The 16294-nt window shown below is 52.7% G+C and carries 15 protein-coding genes and 2 pseudogenes; 10 read left to right on the top strand and 7 right to left on the bottom strand.

Annotation, left to right across the window (positions count from 1 at the left end):
• Positions 1–38: 38 nt before the first annotated feature.
• Positions 39–764 carry a FadR/GntR family transcriptional regulator gene (locus GS3922_RS13680; RefSeq protein WP_063166792.1) on the bottom strand — a complete coding sequence of 242 codons (726 nt, stop codon included), beginning with the start codon at positions 762–764 and terminating at the stop codon, positions 39–41.
• A gap of 312 nt (positions 765–1076) precedes the next feature.
• Here GS3922_RS13680 and GS3922_RS13675 point away from each other — a divergent pair, with 312 nt between their 5' ends.
• The 3 genes from GS3922_RS13675 (at position 1077) to GS3922_RS13665 (ending at position 5633) form a co-directional block, all read left to right on the top strand.
• The gene (locus GS3922_RS13675; RefSeq protein ID WP_063166791.1) at positions 1077–2753 is read left to right on the top strand and encodes an L-lactate permease; all 1677 of its coding nucleotides are present in this window, start codon (positions 1077–1079) and stop codon (positions 2751–2753) included.
• Between the two features lie 106 nt (positions 2754–2859).
• Complete coding sequence (glcD, locus tag GS3922_RS13670) at positions 2860–4272, top strand: glycolate oxidase subunit GlcD (RefSeq protein WP_063166790.1); 1413 nt, start codon at positions 2860–2862, stop codon at positions 4270–4272.
• The gene (locus GS3922_RS13665) at positions 4269–5633 is read left to right on the top strand and encodes a (Fe-S)-binding protein (protein WP_063166789.1); all 1365 of its coding nucleotides are present in this window, start codon (positions 4269–4271) and stop codon (positions 5631–5633) included. The genes glcD and GS3922_RS13665 overlap by 4 nt, the downstream gene beginning before the upstream one ends.
• A 240-nt stretch (positions 5634–5873) precedes the next feature.
• Here GS3922_RS13665 and mreBH read toward each other — a convergent pair whose 3' ends face one another.
• Together mreBH and GS3922_RS13655 are read right to left on the bottom strand one after the other, a co-directional pair.
• Positions 5874–6881, bottom strand: coding sequence for a rod-share determining protein MreBH (gene mreBH / locus GS3922_RS13660; RefSeq protein ID WP_063166788.1), 1008 nt, complete (start codon positions 6879–6881; stop codon positions 5874–5876).
• A 486-nt stretch (positions 6882–7367) separates the two neighbouring features.
• Entirely contained in the window at positions 7368–7820 is a 453-nt protein-coding gene (locus tag GS3922_RS13655) for a C40 family peptidase (RefSeq protein WP_063166787.1), read from the bottom strand.
• A 345-nt stretch (positions 7821–8165) separates the two neighbouring features.
• Here GS3922_RS13655 and GS3922_RS13650 point away from each other — a divergent pair.
• The 6 genes and pseudogenes from GS3922_RS13650 to GS3922_RS18440 all read left to right on the top strand — a co-directional run.
• Positions 8166–10618 (top strand): annotated as a pseudogene (locus GS3922_RS13650) (putative bifunctional diguanylate cyclase/phosphodiesterase).
• Position 10619: 1 nt separating this feature from the next.
• The gene (locus tag GS3922_RS13645; protein WP_063166786.1) at positions 10620–10991 is read left to right on the top strand and encodes a DnaJ family domain-containing protein; all 372 of its coding nucleotides are present in this window, start codon (positions 10620–10622) and stop codon (positions 10989–10991) included.
• Positions 10992–11193: 202 nt separating this feature from the next.
• Positions 11194–11757, top strand: a complete 564-nt coding sequence (locus GS3922_RS13640) for a hypothetical protein (protein WP_063166785.1) — start codon at positions 11194–11196, stop codon at positions 11755–11757.
• Between the two features lie 99 nt (positions 11758–11856).
• Entirely contained in the window at positions 11857–12522 is a 666-nt protein-coding gene (locus tag GS3922_RS13635; RefSeq protein WP_063166784.1) for a precorrin-2 dehydrogenase/sirohydrochlorin ferrochelatase family protein, read from the top strand.
• Complete coding sequence (locus GS3922_RS18275; RefSeq protein WP_250636810.1) at positions 12497–12628, top strand: PhzF family phenazine biosynthesis protein; 132 nt, start codon at positions 12497–12499, stop codon at positions 12626–12628. Before GS3922_RS13635 ends, GS3922_RS18275 begins: the two co-directional genes overlap by 26 nt.
• Positions 12629–12725: 97 nt before the next feature.
• Positions 12726–12827, top strand: a pseudogene (locus GS3922_RS18440) (PhzF family phenazine biosynthesis protein); the annotation flags it as partial.
• Positions 12828–13095: 268 nt separating this feature from the next.
• Here the strand turns inward: GS3922_RS18440 and bshB2 are convergent.
• Positions 13096–13749: a bacillithiol biosynthesis deacetylase BshB2 gene (gene bshB2, locus GS3922_RS13630; RefSeq protein ID WP_063166783.1), complete on the bottom strand. Its 654-nt coding sequence runs from the start codon at positions 13747–13749 to the stop codon at positions 13096–13098.
• A gap of 13 nt (positions 13750–13762) precedes the next feature.
• A complete protein-coding gene (locus GS3922_RS13625; protein ID WP_063166782.1) occupies positions 13763–14110 on the bottom strand; it encodes a YojF family protein in 348 nt (115 codons plus the stop codon).
• A gap of 164 nt (positions 14111–14274) precedes the next feature.
• Here GS3922_RS13625 and GS3922_RS13620 point away from each other — a divergent pair, with 164 nt between their 5' ends.
• Positions 14275–15045 carry an arginase family protein gene (locus tag GS3922_RS13620; RefSeq protein ID WP_063166781.1) on the top strand — a complete coding sequence of 257 codons (771 nt, stop codon included), beginning with the start codon at positions 14275–14277 and terminating at the stop codon, positions 15043–15045.
• A gap of 134 nt (positions 15046–15179) precedes the next feature.
• Here GS3922_RS13620 and GS3922_RS13615 read toward each other — a convergent pair whose 3' ends face one another.
• A complete protein-coding gene (locus GS3922_RS13615) occupies positions 15180–15458 on the bottom strand; it encodes an acylphosphatase (protein ID WP_063166780.1) in 279 nt (92 codons plus the stop codon).
• 87 nt (positions 15459–15545) lie between these two features.
• Entirely contained in the window at positions 15546–16292 is a 747-nt protein-coding gene (locus tag GS3922_RS13610) for a sirohydrochlorin chelatase (protein ID WP_063166779.1), read from the bottom strand.
• Between the last annotated feature and the right edge of the window lie 2 nt (positions 16293–16294).

Genomic DNA, 16294 nt, shown 5'->3' with positions numbered 1-16294 from the left:
TTTTTCAGATTTGTAGTTCTTTTTTGTAAAAGACGCACTCAGTTTGGCTGCTGAGTGCGAATATAGCGGCGCAGCACGTTTTCGACATTGGTCAAATGCTCCAGCATGCGCGCCCGAGCCGCTTCCGGATTTTGATCGCGAACGGCTTCGAAAATGGCTTGGTGTTCGGCAAGCAACTTTTCGGTCGTCGTTTGTTTCGAAAACAGCCATATGCGGCGCGTCTCCCGCATCGTTTCGACGATCATGCCGGAAACGCTGTTCATAATGCTCATAAGCATTGGATTTTGCGACGCCGCCGCAATCGCCATATGGAAGGCCAAATCTGCTTTTTCGCCAAGCTCATCGCTGCCGATCCCTTCTTTCATTTGCCAAAGCGCTTCTGCCATCGCATCGAGGTCGCGGTCTGTCCGCTTGGCGGCGGCGAGCGAGGCGGCACCTGCCTCAAGCAGCTTGCGCACTTCAAGCAAATGCCAAATATCTTCCTTGTTCATTAAGACAGCAATGGACAGCGGAAATGTCATCATCGTCGGATCAAACTCGCGCACGTACGTTCCTTCCCCTTGTTTGAGCTCGATCAGTCCCATCGCTTTCAACGCAGTGAGCGCCTCGCGAATGGCGGCCCGTCCGACTTGAAACTGCTCGGCCAGCTGTTGGACGGAATCGAGTTTATCACCGGGTTTTAGCTCCCCGTTTTTAATCATATCAAAAATGGCTTCGGCCACTTCTTCATAAATTTTTTTTGTTTTAATCCGTTTAAACGCCAATGGATCCACCTCAAATACGATTTAAAGTAGATTTCCGATTGTGAGGAAGGAAATCTCCTGCACTATCTATTATGATACAGCATCATGGGCCGAGACAAGCGCTTTTTGTGGCTGGGGAGAGGATGCAGTGAATGGAAAGTTCAAAAAAATAAAAAAACACCTATTGTCTTTTGCTGAAAACGCTTTTATAATTTGAGACAGACGGCGTTTCTTATCCGGTCATCTGATGACTGGAAGAGTGAAACAGAAAGATAAGTGGGCGATCAGTTGCAAACGCCGCCAAGTCGGGCATAAAGGGGAGGAGAAAACCGCATGCAGTGGAAGCAAGATTTTACGCCAATTGCCGATCAGTTGTGGTTATCGGCCATTGTCGCACTCATTCCGATTTTGTATTTCTTTTGGGCGTTGGCCGTCAAACGGATGAAAGGGCATGTTGCGGGGCTGACGACGTTGCTGCTTGCTGTTGTGCTGGCTGTAATCGCTTACAGAATGCCGGCCGGAAAGGCGGTCATGTCGGTGACGCAAGGCGCGGTGTACGGGCTGTTGCCGATCGGCTGGATCATCATTACATCTGTCTTTTTATATAAGCTGACGGTGAAGACCGGCCATTTTGACATCATTCGTAACTCCGTCGTTTCGCTCACCGAAGACCGGCGGCTGCAGGCGCTGCTCATTGCGTTTTCGTTCGGGGCGTTTTTGGAAGGGGCGGCCGGATTCGGTGCGCCAGTAGCGATTTCGGCAGCGCTTCTAGTCGGGTTAGGGTTTAATCCGCTTTACGCTGCGGGCATTTGTTTAATTGCCAATACGGCCCCGGTTGCGTTCGGGGCAGTCGGGATTCCGATCATCTCGATGGAAGGGCCGACTGGCGTGCCGGCGATGGAAATTTCGAAAATGGTTGGTCGGCAGCTCCCGTTTTTATCGGTGTTCATTCCGTTCTATCTCGTGCTCATTATGGCGGGCTGGAAAAAGACCGTGGAAGTATTTCCGGCCATTATCGTCTCGGGTGTGTCGTTCGCGCTGACGCAATATTTATCGTCAAACTTTTTAGGACCGGAACTGCCGGACATTTTGTCCTCGCTCGTTTCAATCGTCGCGTTGGCTGTCTTTTTGAAATATTGGAAGCCGAAAAGCACCTTCCGCTTTGCGACCGAGTCGGAGGTGGCGGCTGCCGGGCAAACGGCTCGTGCAACGCATCGCGGTGGGGAAGTGTTCCGGGCGTGGTCGCCATTCCTCGTGCTGACAGCTTTGATCTCGCTTTGGGGCATCCCGCAGGTAAAGGCGGCGCTCACCGGTCATTATGAAGGAACAAACGCGTTGCTGAAGGCCATCAATGCGATCGGCTCGCATTTGACGTTTATGCCGCCGGTGCCGGGGTTGAACAACCAAATTTTGAACGCGAGCGGCCAGCCGATTGCGGCGGTGTATAAGCTTGAGCTGCTTGGTGCGGCCGGCACGGCCATCTTGCTCGCCGCGGTCGTGACCAAGTTCATTGTCGGCATTTCATGGAAAGACTGGTCGCGGACGTTTGTGGAAACGTTGAATGAACTGAAATACCCGATTATCACCATCGCCTCGGTCGTCGGCTTTGCGTATATTGCCAACTCATCGGGCATGAGCACGACGCTCGGGATGGCGCTGGCGAAAACGGGGTCGTTCTTCCCGTTCTTCTCGCCGATTTTGGGCTGGCTCGGCGTGTTTATTACCGGTTCGGATACGTCGTCGAACTTATTGTTTGGCAACTTGCAAAAAGTGACGGCGACCTCGATCGGCATGGATCCAGTGTTGGCATTGGCGGCCAACTCGTCCGGCGGGGTTGTCGGGAAAATGATTTCGCCGCAGTCGATCGCCGTTGCCTGCGCGGCTGTCGGCTTGACGGGCAAAGAATCCGACTTGTTCCGCTTCACGGTCAAACATAGCTTGTTCTTAATCATCTTGATTGGCATTCTCGTTTATTTGCAATCGACGGTATTGTCATGGATGATTCCATAACGGCAACGAAGGGGGGACGGGGCTTGGCGAAGGGGGAAGAGAGGCGCCAAGCCCGGCCCCTTTTCCGCTATCAACGAGCGTCAATCACTCTGGAGAGGTGAGACAGTTGATTCCAAACGAAGCGAAAAAACGGCTGATTCAAATTGTCGGGGCGGAAAACTATGATGATACAAAAGCAGGACGTCTCGTTTATTCTTACGATGCAACGCCGCAGTTTCAATCGCTTCCTGATGCGGTTGTTGCGCCGCGAAATACACAAGAAGTAGCGGAAATTGCGAAAATTTGTAACGAATATCGCATTCCGATCGTACCGCGCGGATCAGGAACGAACCTTTGCGCAGGCACATGTCCGGTTGAAGGCGGCATCGCCCTGCTGTTTAAACATATGAACCGCATTTTAGAAATTGACGAAGAAAACTTGACGGCGACTGTTCAACCGGGCGTGATCACGCTTGACCTTATGAAGGCGGTTGAGGAAAAAGGGTTGTTTTATCCGCCGGATCCGGGGTCGATGAAAATTTCGACGATCGGCGGCAATATTAGCGAAAATTCCGGTGGTTTACGCGGGCTGAAATATGGCGTGACGCGCGATTATGTGCTTGGATTGGAAGTCGTCTTGGCCAATGGCGATATCATCCGCACCGGCGGCAAGCTGGCAAAAGATGTGGCTGGCTATGACTTAACTCGCCTGTTTGTCGGATCGGAAGGGACGCTTGGCATCGTCACCGAAGCAACGTTGAAACTGATCCCGATGCCGGAGACGAAGCAGACGATGCTCGCTCTTTATCAAGATTTAGAGGCGGCTGCCCGTTCTGTGTCGAAAATCATTGCCAATCAAATCATCCCGGCAACGCTTGAGTTTTTGGATCAGCCGACGTTGGAAGTTGTCGAGGACTACGCCCGCATCGGTTTGCCGACCGATGTGAAAGCCGTTTTGCTCATTGAGCAGGATGGGCCAAACGAAGTGGTGGAACGCGATATGAAGAAGATGGCTGATATTTGCCGTTCGGAACAAGCGGTGTCCGTTGAGCTTGCCCGTTCAGAGGAAGAGGCCGAGGCGCTACGGACGGCGAGGCGGGCGGCGCTATCGGCGCTGGCGCGTTTGAAACCGACGACGATTTTAGAAGATGCGACCGTGCCGCGTTCGGAAATTGCGAAAATGGTGAAAGCCATCAATGAGATCGCCGCGAAATATCAACTGAAAATTTGTACGTTCGGCCATGCCGGCGACGGCAACTTGCATCCGACCTGTCCGACTGATGCCCGCAACCGTGAAGAAATGGAACGGGTGGAAAAAGCGTTTGAAGAAATTTTCGCCAAAGCGATTGAATTAGGGGGGACGATCACTGGGGAACACGGCGTCGGGGCGATGAAAGCGCCGTATTTGGAATGGAAGCTCGGCCCGGCCGGCATTGCCGCCATGAAGGCGATTAAACAGGCGCTCGACCCGAACAACATTATGAATCCAGGCAAAGTGTTCGCGAAAAGCACAAGAAAGCGGGTGGTGGTGACACGATGACATCGAAGACAGACCAAGCACTGATTCAAAAAGCGTTTCAAGAGCGGATGGACGAGGATGAATTGATGAACTGTATGCGCTGCGGTTTTTGTTTGCCGTCGTGTCCGACATACATTGAATCCGGGCAGCAAGAAGCCCAGTCGCCGCGCGGACGGATCGCCTTAATGAAAGCGGTCGTGGACGGGCTGATCGAGCCGGATGAGGAAGTCGAGCGGTCGCTTCGCCTCTGTTTAGGCTGCCGGGCGTGTGAACCCGTTTGCCCGTCTGGCGTCCGCTACGGCCATTTGCTTGAAGAGGCGCGCGATATCATCGCCCAACATCAGCGAATGCCGCTTCATATCCGGCTTGTGCGCAAGGTTGTCTTTGCCGGGCTGTTTCCGCATCAAGAGCGGATGCGAAAGGCCGCGTCGTTTCTTGGATGGTATCAGCGCTCCGGCTTGCGGACGCTTGTTCGCAAAACCGGGCTGCTTCGCCTGCTGCCCGCTTCGTTCCGGCAAATGGAGCGCGTGCTGCCCGACGTTCCAACCGCAAAAGAACTGAAAAACCGGCCGCATCGCCTGAATCCGGACGGCTCGGCCAAAAAACGGGTCGCCTTTTTTGCCGGCTGTTTGATGGATACGATGTTTATGACGACAAACGATGCGACGATGCGCCTATTGCAGCTCGCGGGTTGTGAAGTCATCATTCCGCCGGCCCAAGGATGCTGCGGGGCGCTGCACGGACATGGCGGGGAAAAAGAACTGGCGAAAGAACTCGCGAAGCGAAACATTGCTGCTTTTGAACAGTTGGACGTTGAGTATATTGTGACGAACGCCGGCGGCTGTGGGGCGTTTTTGCTTGAATATGGTCATCTGCTAAAGGACGATCCCGCATGGCGCGATCGGGCGGCAGCGTTTGCGGCGAGAATCAAAGACATTTCTGAAGTGTTGGTCGAACTCGGGTTTCACCACCTACCGCTTCGCGTTGCGCCGCAAACGGTTACTTATCAGGATTCGTGCCATTTGCGCAACGTGATGAAAACGGCAGCCGCCCCGCGCCGCCTGTTGCAAGCGATTGACGGAGTCGAGTTTCGCGAAATGAAAGACGCCGACCGCTGCTGCGGTTCGGCCGGCATTTACAATTTGGTTGAACCCGAGATGTCGATGAAAATTTTAGATTATAAAATGGAAATGGCAAAGCAAACGAAGGCGACGACGATCGTCACCGCCAACCCGGGGTGTTTGCTGCAAATGAAGCTTGGCATTGAGCGGGCCGGGTTGACAGAAAGCGTTCGCGCTGTCCATCTTGTCGATTTGCTGCTGGAGGCGGCCGAAGGGGCGCAAGCGGCAAAAGAGGAAGAACGCATCCGGCAAACCTCATAAGGCGGGGCCGGTGTCATTTCGATGCAGACAGGCTGCGCCAAACGTGATGGAACGGAAGAAGGTCCCGTTATAAAAGAAAAACCCCGCCATGGACGCGGGGTTTTTCTTTATGGTGGTGAACCCTTCCGTTACGCTCGTTCGCTATGTTGCCGAACGATGAAACATGGTTTTCATGATGAATGGCGAGGAGTCGAGCTGCACCATGCGGCTGTCCGCTCGTTTTTGAGGGACATCAGCTCGCTACAGCGCCGCGCCGAGCCGTTTCGGCATCGCTCGCAATGCCTTCCCGGTGCCGATGGCGACCGCCTCGGCCGGGTTTGGCGCCACATGCACCGGCACATGCAGTTCAGCGCTGAGCCATTGCTCAATGCCGTGAAGCAAGGCCCCGCCCCCGGTGAGAACGATGCCGCGGTCGATAATATCGCCGCTCAGTTCGGCTGGGCATTCCTCAAGAACAGCGCGAATGGCTTCGGCGATTTGCAGAAGCGATTCCTTGATGGCATGTTGCACCTCGGCCGGATCAAGGGAAACGGCTTTAAGAAATCCGGTGACAAAATCGCGGCCGTGAATGGTCATCGTTTGCGCCAAGCCAGCTCCCGGCGCGCTGCCGATTTCGATTTTCACCTGTTCGGCCGTCTGTTCGCCGATTAGCAAATTGTAGCGCTGACGAACGTATTGCATAATGTCTTCATCAAGCTGGTTGCCGCCGATGCGAAGCGAGCGGCAGGCAACGACGCCGCCAAATGAGATAATCGCGGCTTCCGTTTTGCCGGCCCCTAAATGTACGATGACGTTAGCGACGGGTTCACCGACCGGCAAATCAGCCCCAATGGCCGCTGCGACCGGCTCTTCGATGAAATGAATGTGCTTCGCTCCGCAATGTTTGGCGATTTCATAAAAAGAGCGGCGCTCGACGGAGGTGGCGTGAAACGGAACGCTCATGACGATGCTCGGTTTTTTGAAGGCGAGGCCGAGCTGTTTGCTCGATTGTTTGAAGACTTGCTGCAACAACGCTTTCGCTTGGTCAAAATCAGCGATGACACCATTTCGCAGCGGATAGGTGACCTCGACGTGGGACGGGGCTTTGCCGATCATTTGCTTTGCTTTTTTGCCGATCGCCATCAGCTTGTTCGCTTGACGATTATAGGCGACCGCCGCCGGTTCGTCAAACAGCAGCCCCTTCGTTTGGCTAAACAGCCGGACATTCATCGTCCCTAAATCGATGCCCAGCTCTGAAGAAGCGAACAATGAAAACACCTGCCTTTATTCAAAATCGATGAACGGACAACAAATCATCATCTATAACATTCGACACCGATCGCCTATTTATGTCTGTCATGCGAGAAGGACGGTGATGCACGAAGACGCATGCTTCTCAACGACGGTTTTCAAATGGAGCAACTTTGTCATATCGGTTTCCCATTTCTTCGTTCTGTCCCACACCAACTAGAGGAGACGATTTTTTTCGTTTGGCTTTTAGGCGGATGCCCATGAATGGTTTATGTGGTTGATTCAGAGCAGGAAGTATAAAAATTTTTTTGTTTTCATGTATAAAAAATGAAAAGGGAGGAAATGAATAATAGCGTAACGTTTTCCAAGTATTCCCCCGATCCCCTATGAATACATATTGGGCTCTCCGGTTGCGGAGAGCCGCTTTTTTTTGCCATAATAAAAACTCTCTGCCTATCGTAAGCGAATCTAATAGGACAGAGAGCTTTTCACTCGCTGGAACCGTTACAACCGTTTGGCTCCGACGTATTTCGTTTTCCAGTAGCTGCTGTTTAAATTGTCGATTTTCACACCGCGCGAAACAGCGTGGATGACCTGGTTGTTTCCGATGTAAATCGCCACGTGCGAGACGCCTTTCGTTCGTTTCGACGTGTCAAAGAACACTAAATCTCCCGGCTGCAATTTCGATTTATGTACGTATGTCCCTTTTTTATACATCTCTTTGGAAGAGCGCGGCAAGGTGACGCCGACTTTTTTATGCGCATAGTAGACAAATCCCGAGCAATCGAATCCTTTTGGTGTCGTTCCGCCATATCGGTAAGGAGTGCCGACAAGCTTTTTTGCTTCGGCGATTAGCCGTGTTTTGTTAGCTGCTGCATCGGAACTGGAAGTGCTTACAAAGAAGGAGGAAAATAGAACGATCATGGATACAGACAAAAGAGTGAGCCATTTTTTCATTTTTCCTAACCCCCGACAAGATCTTTTTCCATTCGACGTTATCTGACTACAGTATAACAGAGGAAAACGGTCTTGTTTTTTACAGTTGAATTAAATAATGTTACAATGCGTTTACAAACATAGGACCTAGTCTTAATGGCTTGTAGAAATCTGTTTCTATGTTCCCTATTAGGATGTTCGTTTTTGTGGCGACAGCGATACGGCTTTTCTGATACTTCGGTCCTATGACTCATGTATAAATGTCGGAAGCTGTCGAACGAATAGGAACGGCGGAGGGAAGCGGGTAAGGAACACCGACTTTATAATGAAAGAAGAACGTCGAAAAAGCTATGACGGTGATGATTCATGTCGAATAAGTTCGAATATCTCGTATACATGTTCGGATTTCTCTTGACAGCGGGTGCTGTCTATATGTATGCCCAGCGGGTGACAAAGCGGCATGGGGCATTGCCGCCATGGAGGGCGGCGCCAAAGCTAACTGCTGCTTTTGCCGTATGTTCGCTCTTTCTTTTAGGCGCTGGAATGGCTTATATCTATGAGGCAGAGAATCATGAACGTGAAGAATACAAGGAAAGCGCGAAGCAAATCGCCGGCATGATCGCCGGCGATTTGGCCGCCATGGGGCATGAGCATCTTGATGAAAGAGCGGACCGTCTGCCCGCGTATCATACGATGCTGGCTGCGCTCGAGCGATGGCAGCAACACGGCCGCGTGCTTAGTGTATATACGTTAAAAAAGAATGCGCACGGTGAGCTGTATTTTGTTGTCGGCCCAGCGGCCGATGACAACCGGAATAGCCGCATCGGCGGCAAAAATGCACAAGCTGTTCCGCCTGGGACGATTTACCACCGCGATTTTCCAGAAATAGAAGCGGCGTTTCAAGGTCGGTTTGCGATGGAACAGCACCCGACAACGGATGAGTGGGGAAGAAGCATCAGCGCATTTATGCCGATTCATAGGTCCGATGGGACAGTGGATGCGGTCGTCGGCATCGATTATGATGCGAAGATGTATGAGCGGCGTCTGCAAAACGAACGGCAAAAGGCAGCCGCCATCATGATGACGATTTATTTCATCGCTGTCTTCATTTATTTGTTAGCGCTGCATCGACAAATGGAACGGAGGGCGTTTGCCATCTATAAAAAAACGCTGGCAGCGAATGAGCGGCGGCTGCGGCGGCTGGCCGAGATGACGATGGAAGGAATCATCGTGTATGCATCTAGGAAAATTGTCGAGGTAAACGAAGCGGCGTGCCGCCTGCTTGGCTATACAGAAAGCGAACTCGTCCACTTGCCGATCGATGATATCGTTGTCGCCGGATCGATGAGACCGGTCCGTTCGGACAGCGGATTGGAGCGGTTTGAGATCGAGCTGCGCCGAAAGGACGGAACGGTGTTTCCGTCGGAAATCGTGCAGCGCCGCTACGATTACGAAGGGCAAAAAGTAACGGTCGTCGCTGTCCGTGATGTAACGGAGCGAAAACAAAACGAAGAGCGGATGCACTATATCACCAGCCATGACGAACTGACCGGGCTGCCGAACAAAGAGGCGATGTACAAGGCGGCGGAGCGTTGTCTTGCCGATGCAAACAGGTTTCAGCAAGAAGTGGCGGTTATGTTTTTGGAAGTGACCGGCATCAAGACGATTAACGATTTTTACGGTTATGCCGTCGGGGACGAAGTGTTGGTTTATTTGTCCGGCATTTGGCGGGAACAGAAGGGAATAACGATCGGGCGTTGGAGCGGAAATGAATTTATCGCTGTGCTGCCGGATAGCGCGAACGAAAAAGCGGAGCAAGCAGCGAAGCGCTTGATTGAAGCTGCTGACGAACCGATCGTTGTCAACGGCCTTGAGCTATATGTAACGGTGAACATCGGCATCAGCGTCTACCCGAAAGACGGGGAGGAGGCGAAAACGTTAATCCGCAAGGCGGATATTGCCCGCTATGAGGCGCGGAAAAAAGCGGCGAGCGATTTTCTCTTTTTCACTGAACCGATGGCCGACCGCCTGCAGGAAAAGATGGCCATGGAACGCGATTTGCGGCGTGCGCTTCAAAATGGGGAGTTCGAGCTGTATTACCAGCCGCAAATTCGGCTTTATGACCGGCAAGTCATCGGCATGGAAGCGCTCATCCGTTGGCGCCACCCGGAGAAAGGAATGATCCCCCCCTCATTGTTTATTCCGGTCGCCGAACAAACGGGAATGATTATTCCGATCAACGAATGGGTGATCCGCACCGCCTGTCGGCAAACGAAACAGCTGATCGATCAGTTTCCGCATTTGTCCGTCTCCGTCAACTTATCACCGTATGAATTTGAAAACCGGCGGTTTGTCGACAAGCTCGCCCGCCTGCTCGCTGACACCGGGCTGCCGCCGCACCATTTGGATCTTGAAATTACGGAACGAATGACAATGGATACAGAGCGTGCACTCGATATTTTGGCGAAACTCAAAGCGCTCGGTGTGACGATCAGCATGGACGACTTCGGCACCGGCTACAGCTCGCTCAGCTACCTGACCGATTTGCCGATCGATCGGCTGAAAATTGACCGTTCGTTCGTCCAGCATATTCAAGGAAAAAAGATGTCATCTTGCCGTCCATTATCCGCCTCGGGCATAATATAGGTGTAAAAGTGTTAGCCGAAGGGGTAGAAACAGAGACTGCAGCAGCTTACTTGCAAGGAAAACGGTGTGATGAGGCGCAAGGGTATTATTTTTCCCCGCCGCTTCCGTATGACGAATTTGTCCATTTTTTAACCGAGCAGCATGCGAGGCGGCAGGCACAGGAGTTGACGTGAAATGGATGGATTTTGGCGCATTGCCGAAGAGAAAATTCGCGAGGCGATGAAAAACGGCGAGTTTGATCACTTGCCCGGTTTTGGAAAGCCGCTCGAGCTTGAGGATATTTCTCATATTCCCGAAGAGTTGCGGCTCGGGTATTTGTTGCTGAAAAATGCTGGGTATGTGACGGAAGAGACGGAATTGCGAAAAGAACTGATGACGCTTGAAGATTTGCTTCGCTGTTGCGAGGATGACGAGAAAAAACAAGAACTGACGAAAAAATGGACAGAAAAACAACTCCGCTTTGCGGAACTGATGAAAAAGCGGCAGCAGACGAACGCAAAGGCGCTGCGCGATTACGGACGGCGCATTGAGGAAAAATTCCGCTAAATGAGTTTTCTCAATAAACATGGGGAGGTTCGATTTTTGACGAACCTCCTTAACTTTTTTATGCAATGATGCCCAAAAAACGGGGAAAATAGGAAGGAATGATCATTGGAAAGGGGAGATCGCCATAGATGTGAATGAACGGTGAATGGAGCAGGTCGAAGTTGCCATGGAGAAGAACCGAAAAGAAAAGGAGTGAAAAAGCATGAAAAACGTATGGTTGGCGTTTTTTGTTTCCCTCGTGCTGGCGATGCCGTCGTGGGTGGTTGCCGGCCATCATGAAGCCGGCGATGTTCATTTGCCGGTTGGACATATGTGGAAGCACGGGGCGCTCGATGAGCAAAAGTGGATGGAAATGGTCCAAACGTATACGCCAGAGCAAGCCGGCGAGTGGAAAAAAGTGTTGGATGAACGGAACGCGCTGCGCGAGCAGTTCAAGGACAAAAAAGTGAAACAGGCGATGAAAGAGAAGCATAAGCAACTGAAAAAGGAGCGTGAGGCGGCCCTTGACCGGCTCATCGATCAGCTCGCGGACAAAAAAATAACGAAAGAGCAGTTTAAGCAAGAACTGAAACAGTTACATAAAAAGAAACGTTGGATGACAAAGGAAGAAAAAAAGCAGCTCCATATGCTTCATGAGCAAACAAGGCAAGCCATGGAGAACAATGACCAAGAGGCGATGAAAAAACTGCTCCCGCAATGGCTCGAGTATATGAAAAAGGAAAACGAGCGGCTGGCAAAATGCCTTCAAGAAGTCAAACAAGGGTGATATAATAGAAAAAAAGCCGTGTTTTGTGCACGGCTTCTTTTTTTATCCTCCGTTTGCCTAAGGCAGGGATGAAGTTTACCGCGAGAGGAGGAGTGTGTCATGGGATATTCGGTCATTCTTCAGGTGCGCGGCCGCCGGGCGGTCGTTGTTGGCGGGGGGAAGGTGGCAGCGCGGAAGATTCGCGGGCTGCTCGAGGCAGGGGCGGATGTTGTGATGATCGCTCCTAAAGCAGAACCGGAGCTGCAAGCGCTAGCGGCGGCGGGAACGATTGGCTGGTGCATCAAGACATTTGCACCTGGCGATTTGGACGGTGCGTTTCTTGTCATCGCGGCGACGAACGACCGCGGAGTAAACGAGGCGGTGGCACAGGCGGCAGCGCCGGGCCAGCTCGTCAATGTCGTGGATGACCCGGAGCGGTGTGATTTTCACGTTCCCGCTGTCGTCCGCCGCGGTCCATTAACGATCGCTGTCTCGACTGAAGGTGCAAGCCCGGCGGTCGCTCGCCGCATTCGTCGCGAGCTTGAGGAGCAATATGGGGAAGAGTACGGGCCGTATCTTGAGTTTTTGCAACGGGCTCGCGACATTGTATTGCGCGAAGTGGATGACGTCGAGGGACGAAAACGGCTGTTTCGGGCGCTCGCTGCTGATTCATTTCGGCAAAACGGCCGCTGGGACGAGGAGTTAGCCGGCTTGTTGGCGAAGGAAAAAGAACGAGGCGAAGAAAGAAGGGGCGAGAACGATGAGGATTCCAATATACATTGTTGATGCGTTCACCGCTCGGTCGTTTGTCGGCGACCCGGCAGCGGTCTGTCTGCTGCCGCAGCCGGCTCGGGACGAATGGATGCAACGTATTGCTGCAGAGATGAACTGATCTGAGGCCGCCTTTTTAACATAATTCCGAAAGAAGTCTCCCACTTCAAGCAAAGCTAAGTGGGAGTAGTTCACTTCCATACGAGGATGGCTATCGCCTGCGCTGGTTCACGCCCAAGGCGGAAGTCGATCTGTGCGGGCATGCGACCTTAGCGAGCGCCCATGTACTATGGGAGCTGGGTGAACGCCGCCGTGAGGAGAACATTTCTTTTTTGACAAATAGCGGCGGCGTTGTGCGGGTGACGGTAGCGGGGGAGCAGGTGCAACTTGAAGGCGAAGCGGTTACCGTGTTGAAAGGAGCGCTGGCTGCAGCGGCTAGTTTCTAAGCTTCGGCCAAGACAGCGGCTACCGGTGGAAAGATGAGGGTTACGCGCGGCTAGATGGGCATCTTTCCTCGCGGGCGCGAAACGAAAAGGGGATCCGTCGCGTTAGGATCCCCTTTTTAGACTGTATAGACCGCTCCTTCTGTTAATCATCCCACCGGTACGTCCAAAATCGCTCCGTTTTCAGCCACGCGAGCGCGTCGCCGCGTTTTGAAGCCGCCTGCATCAGCCCTTCCGTTTGCGAGCGGTGAGCGCGAATGGCGGCGAGTTTCGTATCAATCACCGAGCTGACATCGCGGACGACGTCCGGCTGGCCGAGATCCTGCTCGCAGTTTTTGGCAAAGGCGACGCAATAAACGGTCGGCCGTTGTTCTTTTGGCCACCGCTTCAACGCGCGAATGACAGCAGCCCCGCACGCATCATGGTCGGGATGGACGCTGTAGCCGGGATAAAATGTAATGACAAGCGACGGATTCGTTTCCGCTGCGATGGCGGCAATCCGGTCGGCCAGTTCTTCTTCATCTTCAAATTCGACGGTTTTGTCGCGATAGCCGAGCAAGCGCAAATCGTGAATGCCGAGAACGCGGCATGCTTCCTCTAGTTCCTGTCTACGAATGAACGGCAACGTTTCGCGATTGGCAAACGGGGGCACGCCCATATTCCGCCCCATTTCGCCAAGCGTCAAGCAGGCGTATGTCACCGGTGTGCCGCTTTGCACATGCTGGGCGATCGTTCCCGAGACGCCGAACGCCTCATCGTCCGGGTGGGGAAAGACAACGAGTACATGTCGTTCGTTCATCGAAAGCCCCTCCTTAGGCAAATGGCTCGCCGCTCAGCTCAAGAGCGACAGCCAGTTTTCCTTCATAGTCATGTCCCGCTAACAGCAATTGTCCTTCTTTCGTCCATTCCCAATGGGTTAACCCTTCGGCGTACACCCAGCCGATGTCGAGCTTCAGCCCGACGCGGTATGGCCCTGGGCCGGTGATTTTGCCGCGGGTGAAGCGGATGCGGGCGTTGCGGATGTAAGCGCCAGCGGAAAAAACTCCTTCATTATGGTGAGAGGCATACGCCCCGTTCGTCGTCTCCAAATGAATGTATATATCGCGGTTGGCAAGGTGGTTCAGCGCCTCTTGCACGGCGGCGGCGTCAATCGGCTGCACACGGAGTCCCTCCTTATCGTTGTTTTCTATATATTGTACATGACGAGAGCATAGGAACGGAACTATTTCGTCTTTTATTGTATAATAGAAAGAGACACAGCTTGGACTCATCCGCACCTTAGAGGCGTTGAATAACGATTCAGCGAAAGGAAAGGTGAGGGGACATGGGGTTTCAAGGCAACGGTGTCACTGTGCTCAATGTTGATGGCACATACCGGCCGCAAAAGCAGTTGTTTCGGTTTCCGCACGAGTGGATCGATCTCGCTGATGTACCGGAGACGAACTTGTATTGCAGCGAGGCCGCGCTTGTCGAAATGGAGAAGCGGTTGCGCCGGCGGCGAACCCGCGGGGCGGTGCTGATCGGGAGCGGCAACTATCATTATATCACGTATTTGTTGTTGAAAGAAATGAACGAACCGTTCACCCTTGTGCTGTTTGACCACCATACGGACGCTGAACAGGGTGATGACCGCCTTATTTCATGCGGATCATGGGTGGCTCATGTGCTTCAACATGCCCTGTTGCGAAAAGTGGTGATTGTTGGTCCATCGTTTTCTCCGCGCGATCTCCGTTTATCTCCGAATATTACTGTTCTTCCGTTTGATGACCATGACGAATGGCCGAATGCGCTTCTGCAAGCCATCCCGACCGAAAGCGTGTATATCAGCATCGATAAAGACGCGCTTCGCCGCGAAGACGCGGTCACGAACTGGGATCAAGGAAGGATGCCGCTTTTCCGCTTGCTCGCTTGTCTGCGTCTGCTATTATTCTATAAAAAGGTGTTAGGCGTAGATATATGCGGAGAATATCCGCAAGCGGCCGTCGATCTATTTGATCCGCTTTGCCGTGAGGCGCGGCGCAAAAATGAACAGGCAAACAGCGCCATTTTAGAGACGTGTTTTCGTTACGCCGCTTCCCATTTGCGTCCGGCTTGATCGGGGCATACTGAAAAGGCCGGTGAACATCGCGGCGCCTGATCATCGATGGTTGTGGAATTCATCTCCCGCCTGCTCATTGGGCGATCGCCCTGCACATTCCTTAAGGCGGGAGACTTCTTTCGGAAATTATGTTAACACCCGTACATAATGCGGAACTGTTTCTCATCAGGGCGGGGGTCGCGCGGTGCAATGTGCATACGCGTGACTTTGGCAAACATCGTTCCAGCTTCAATCGTATCCAAAAAGAGCTGGAGGGCGCTTTCATGTCCTTGGGCTTCCATTTCCACCGTCCCGTCGTCATTGTTTTTCACCCAGCCGGTCAGCTGCCGCTTCAGTGCTTCGTGCTGGACGAAATAGCGAAAGCCAACGCCTTGTACACGTCCTTCGACAATGACATGAACCCGTTTCATGGCGATGATGCCTCCTTCGTCACGATCACTCTGTTTTCATGATATAATAGATGAAGCAGAAAGTACATGAAAAAGGAGCTTGTTTGTTCAAGCTCCTTTTTTCGCAAGCGATAGCGACGATAGTTGTTGTTGAATGAGCGTTATGAGCCGCGGATGATAGCCTAAGTAAGAGCATAAATGCCACTGTTGGGGGGAAACACGGAGCGCCTCTAGTTTCCGTTCGATCGTTTTCATTAAGACGCCAGTAAACAATAAATACGGAACGACAAATACGTGTCGGTATGTGGATGCGTTCGCCTGCTTAAGCCCTTCATCGAGCGTCGGACGAATGGCAGCGAGAAAGCAAATGTCGACATGCGGCACGTTCGTTTTTTCTTTCAGGCGTCGGGCGATGGCGGCGATGTCGCGCTTTGTATCCGGGTCGCTGCTGCCACGGCCGATGAGTAAAATCATCGATTGATCATCAAGCGGCGTCGCTTGTTCACTGATGCGGTCAATGATGATATCGATCATCGTTTCATGGACGCCAAACGGGGTGCCGCAGGCGATCTCGAGAGACGGATGCCGCCGTTTCGCGCGCTCGAGCGCCGCCGGGATGTCGTGTTTCGCGTGCCCGGCGGATAGAAGCAGGAGCGGAATGACGATGACGCGCGTCGCTCCTTGGGCGACGCAACGGTCAACGCCGGTAACGATATCCGGTTCCGCCAGTTCGACGAAGCAAAGTTCTTGAATCGGGATGTCGATGGCTGCTTTGCATCGTTCGACGAAGCGAGCCGCTTCATAGCGGGCCGCAGCGATGCGGCTGCCATGGCTGACGTATAAAATGGCTTCCATCG

The organism is Geobacillus subterraneus (assembly GCF_001618685.1).
Taxonomy (GTDB): domain Bacteria; phylum Bacillota; class Bacilli; order Bacillales; family Anoxybacillaceae; genus Geobacillus; species Geobacillus subterraneus.
This window is presented reverse-complemented; position numbering and strand designations above follow the sequence as displayed.

What these genes read in the sequence shown, in the direction of transcription:
- GS3922_RS13675 (WP_063166791.1), top strand. Translation starts at nt 1,077, where the DNA reads ATGCAGTGGAAGCAAGATTTTACGCCAATTGCCGATCAGTTGTGGTTA.
- GS3922_RS13665 (WP_063166789.1), top strand. Translation starts at nt 4,269, where the DNA reads ATGACATCGAAGACAGACCAAGCACTGATTCAAAAAGCGTTTCAAGAG.
- GS3922_RS13655 (WP_063166787.1), bottom strand. Translation starts at nt 7,820, where the DNA reads ATGAAAAAATGGCTCACTCTTTTGTCTGTATCCATGATCGTTCTATTT.
- GS3922_RS13645 (WP_063166786.1), top strand. Translation starts at nt 10,620, where the DNA reads ATGGATGGATTTTGGCGCATTGCCGAAGAGAAAATTCGCGAGGCGATG.
- GS3922_RS13640 (WP_063166785.1), top strand. Translation starts at nt 11,194, where the DNA reads ATGAAAAACGTATGGTTGGCGTTTTTTGTTTCCCTCGTGCTGGCGATG.
- GS3922_RS13635 (WP_063166784.1), top strand. Translation starts at nt 11,857, where the DNA reads ATGGGATATTCGGTCATTCTTCAGGTGCGCGGCCGCCGGGCGGTCGTT.
- GS3922_RS18275 (WP_250636810.1), top strand. Translation starts at nt 12,497, where the DNA reads ATGAGGATTCCAATATACATTGTTGATGCGTTCACCGCTCGGTCGTTT.
- bshB2 (WP_063166783.1), bottom strand. Translation starts at nt 13,749, where the DNA reads ATGAACGAACGACATGTACTCGTTGTCTTTCCCCACCCGGACGATGAG.
- GS3922_RS13620 (WP_063166781.1), top strand. Translation starts at nt 14,275, where the DNA reads ATGGGGTTTCAAGGCAACGGTGTCACTGTGCTCAATGTTGATGGCACA.
- GS3922_RS13615 (WP_063166780.1), bottom strand. Translation starts at nt 15,458, where the DNA reads ATGAAACGGGTTCATGTCATTGTCGAAGGACGTGTACAAGGCGTTGGC.
- GS3922_RS13610 (WP_063166779.1), bottom strand. Translation starts at nt 16,292, where the DNA reads ATGGAAGCCATTTTATACGTCAGCCATGGCAGCCGCATCGCTGCGGCC.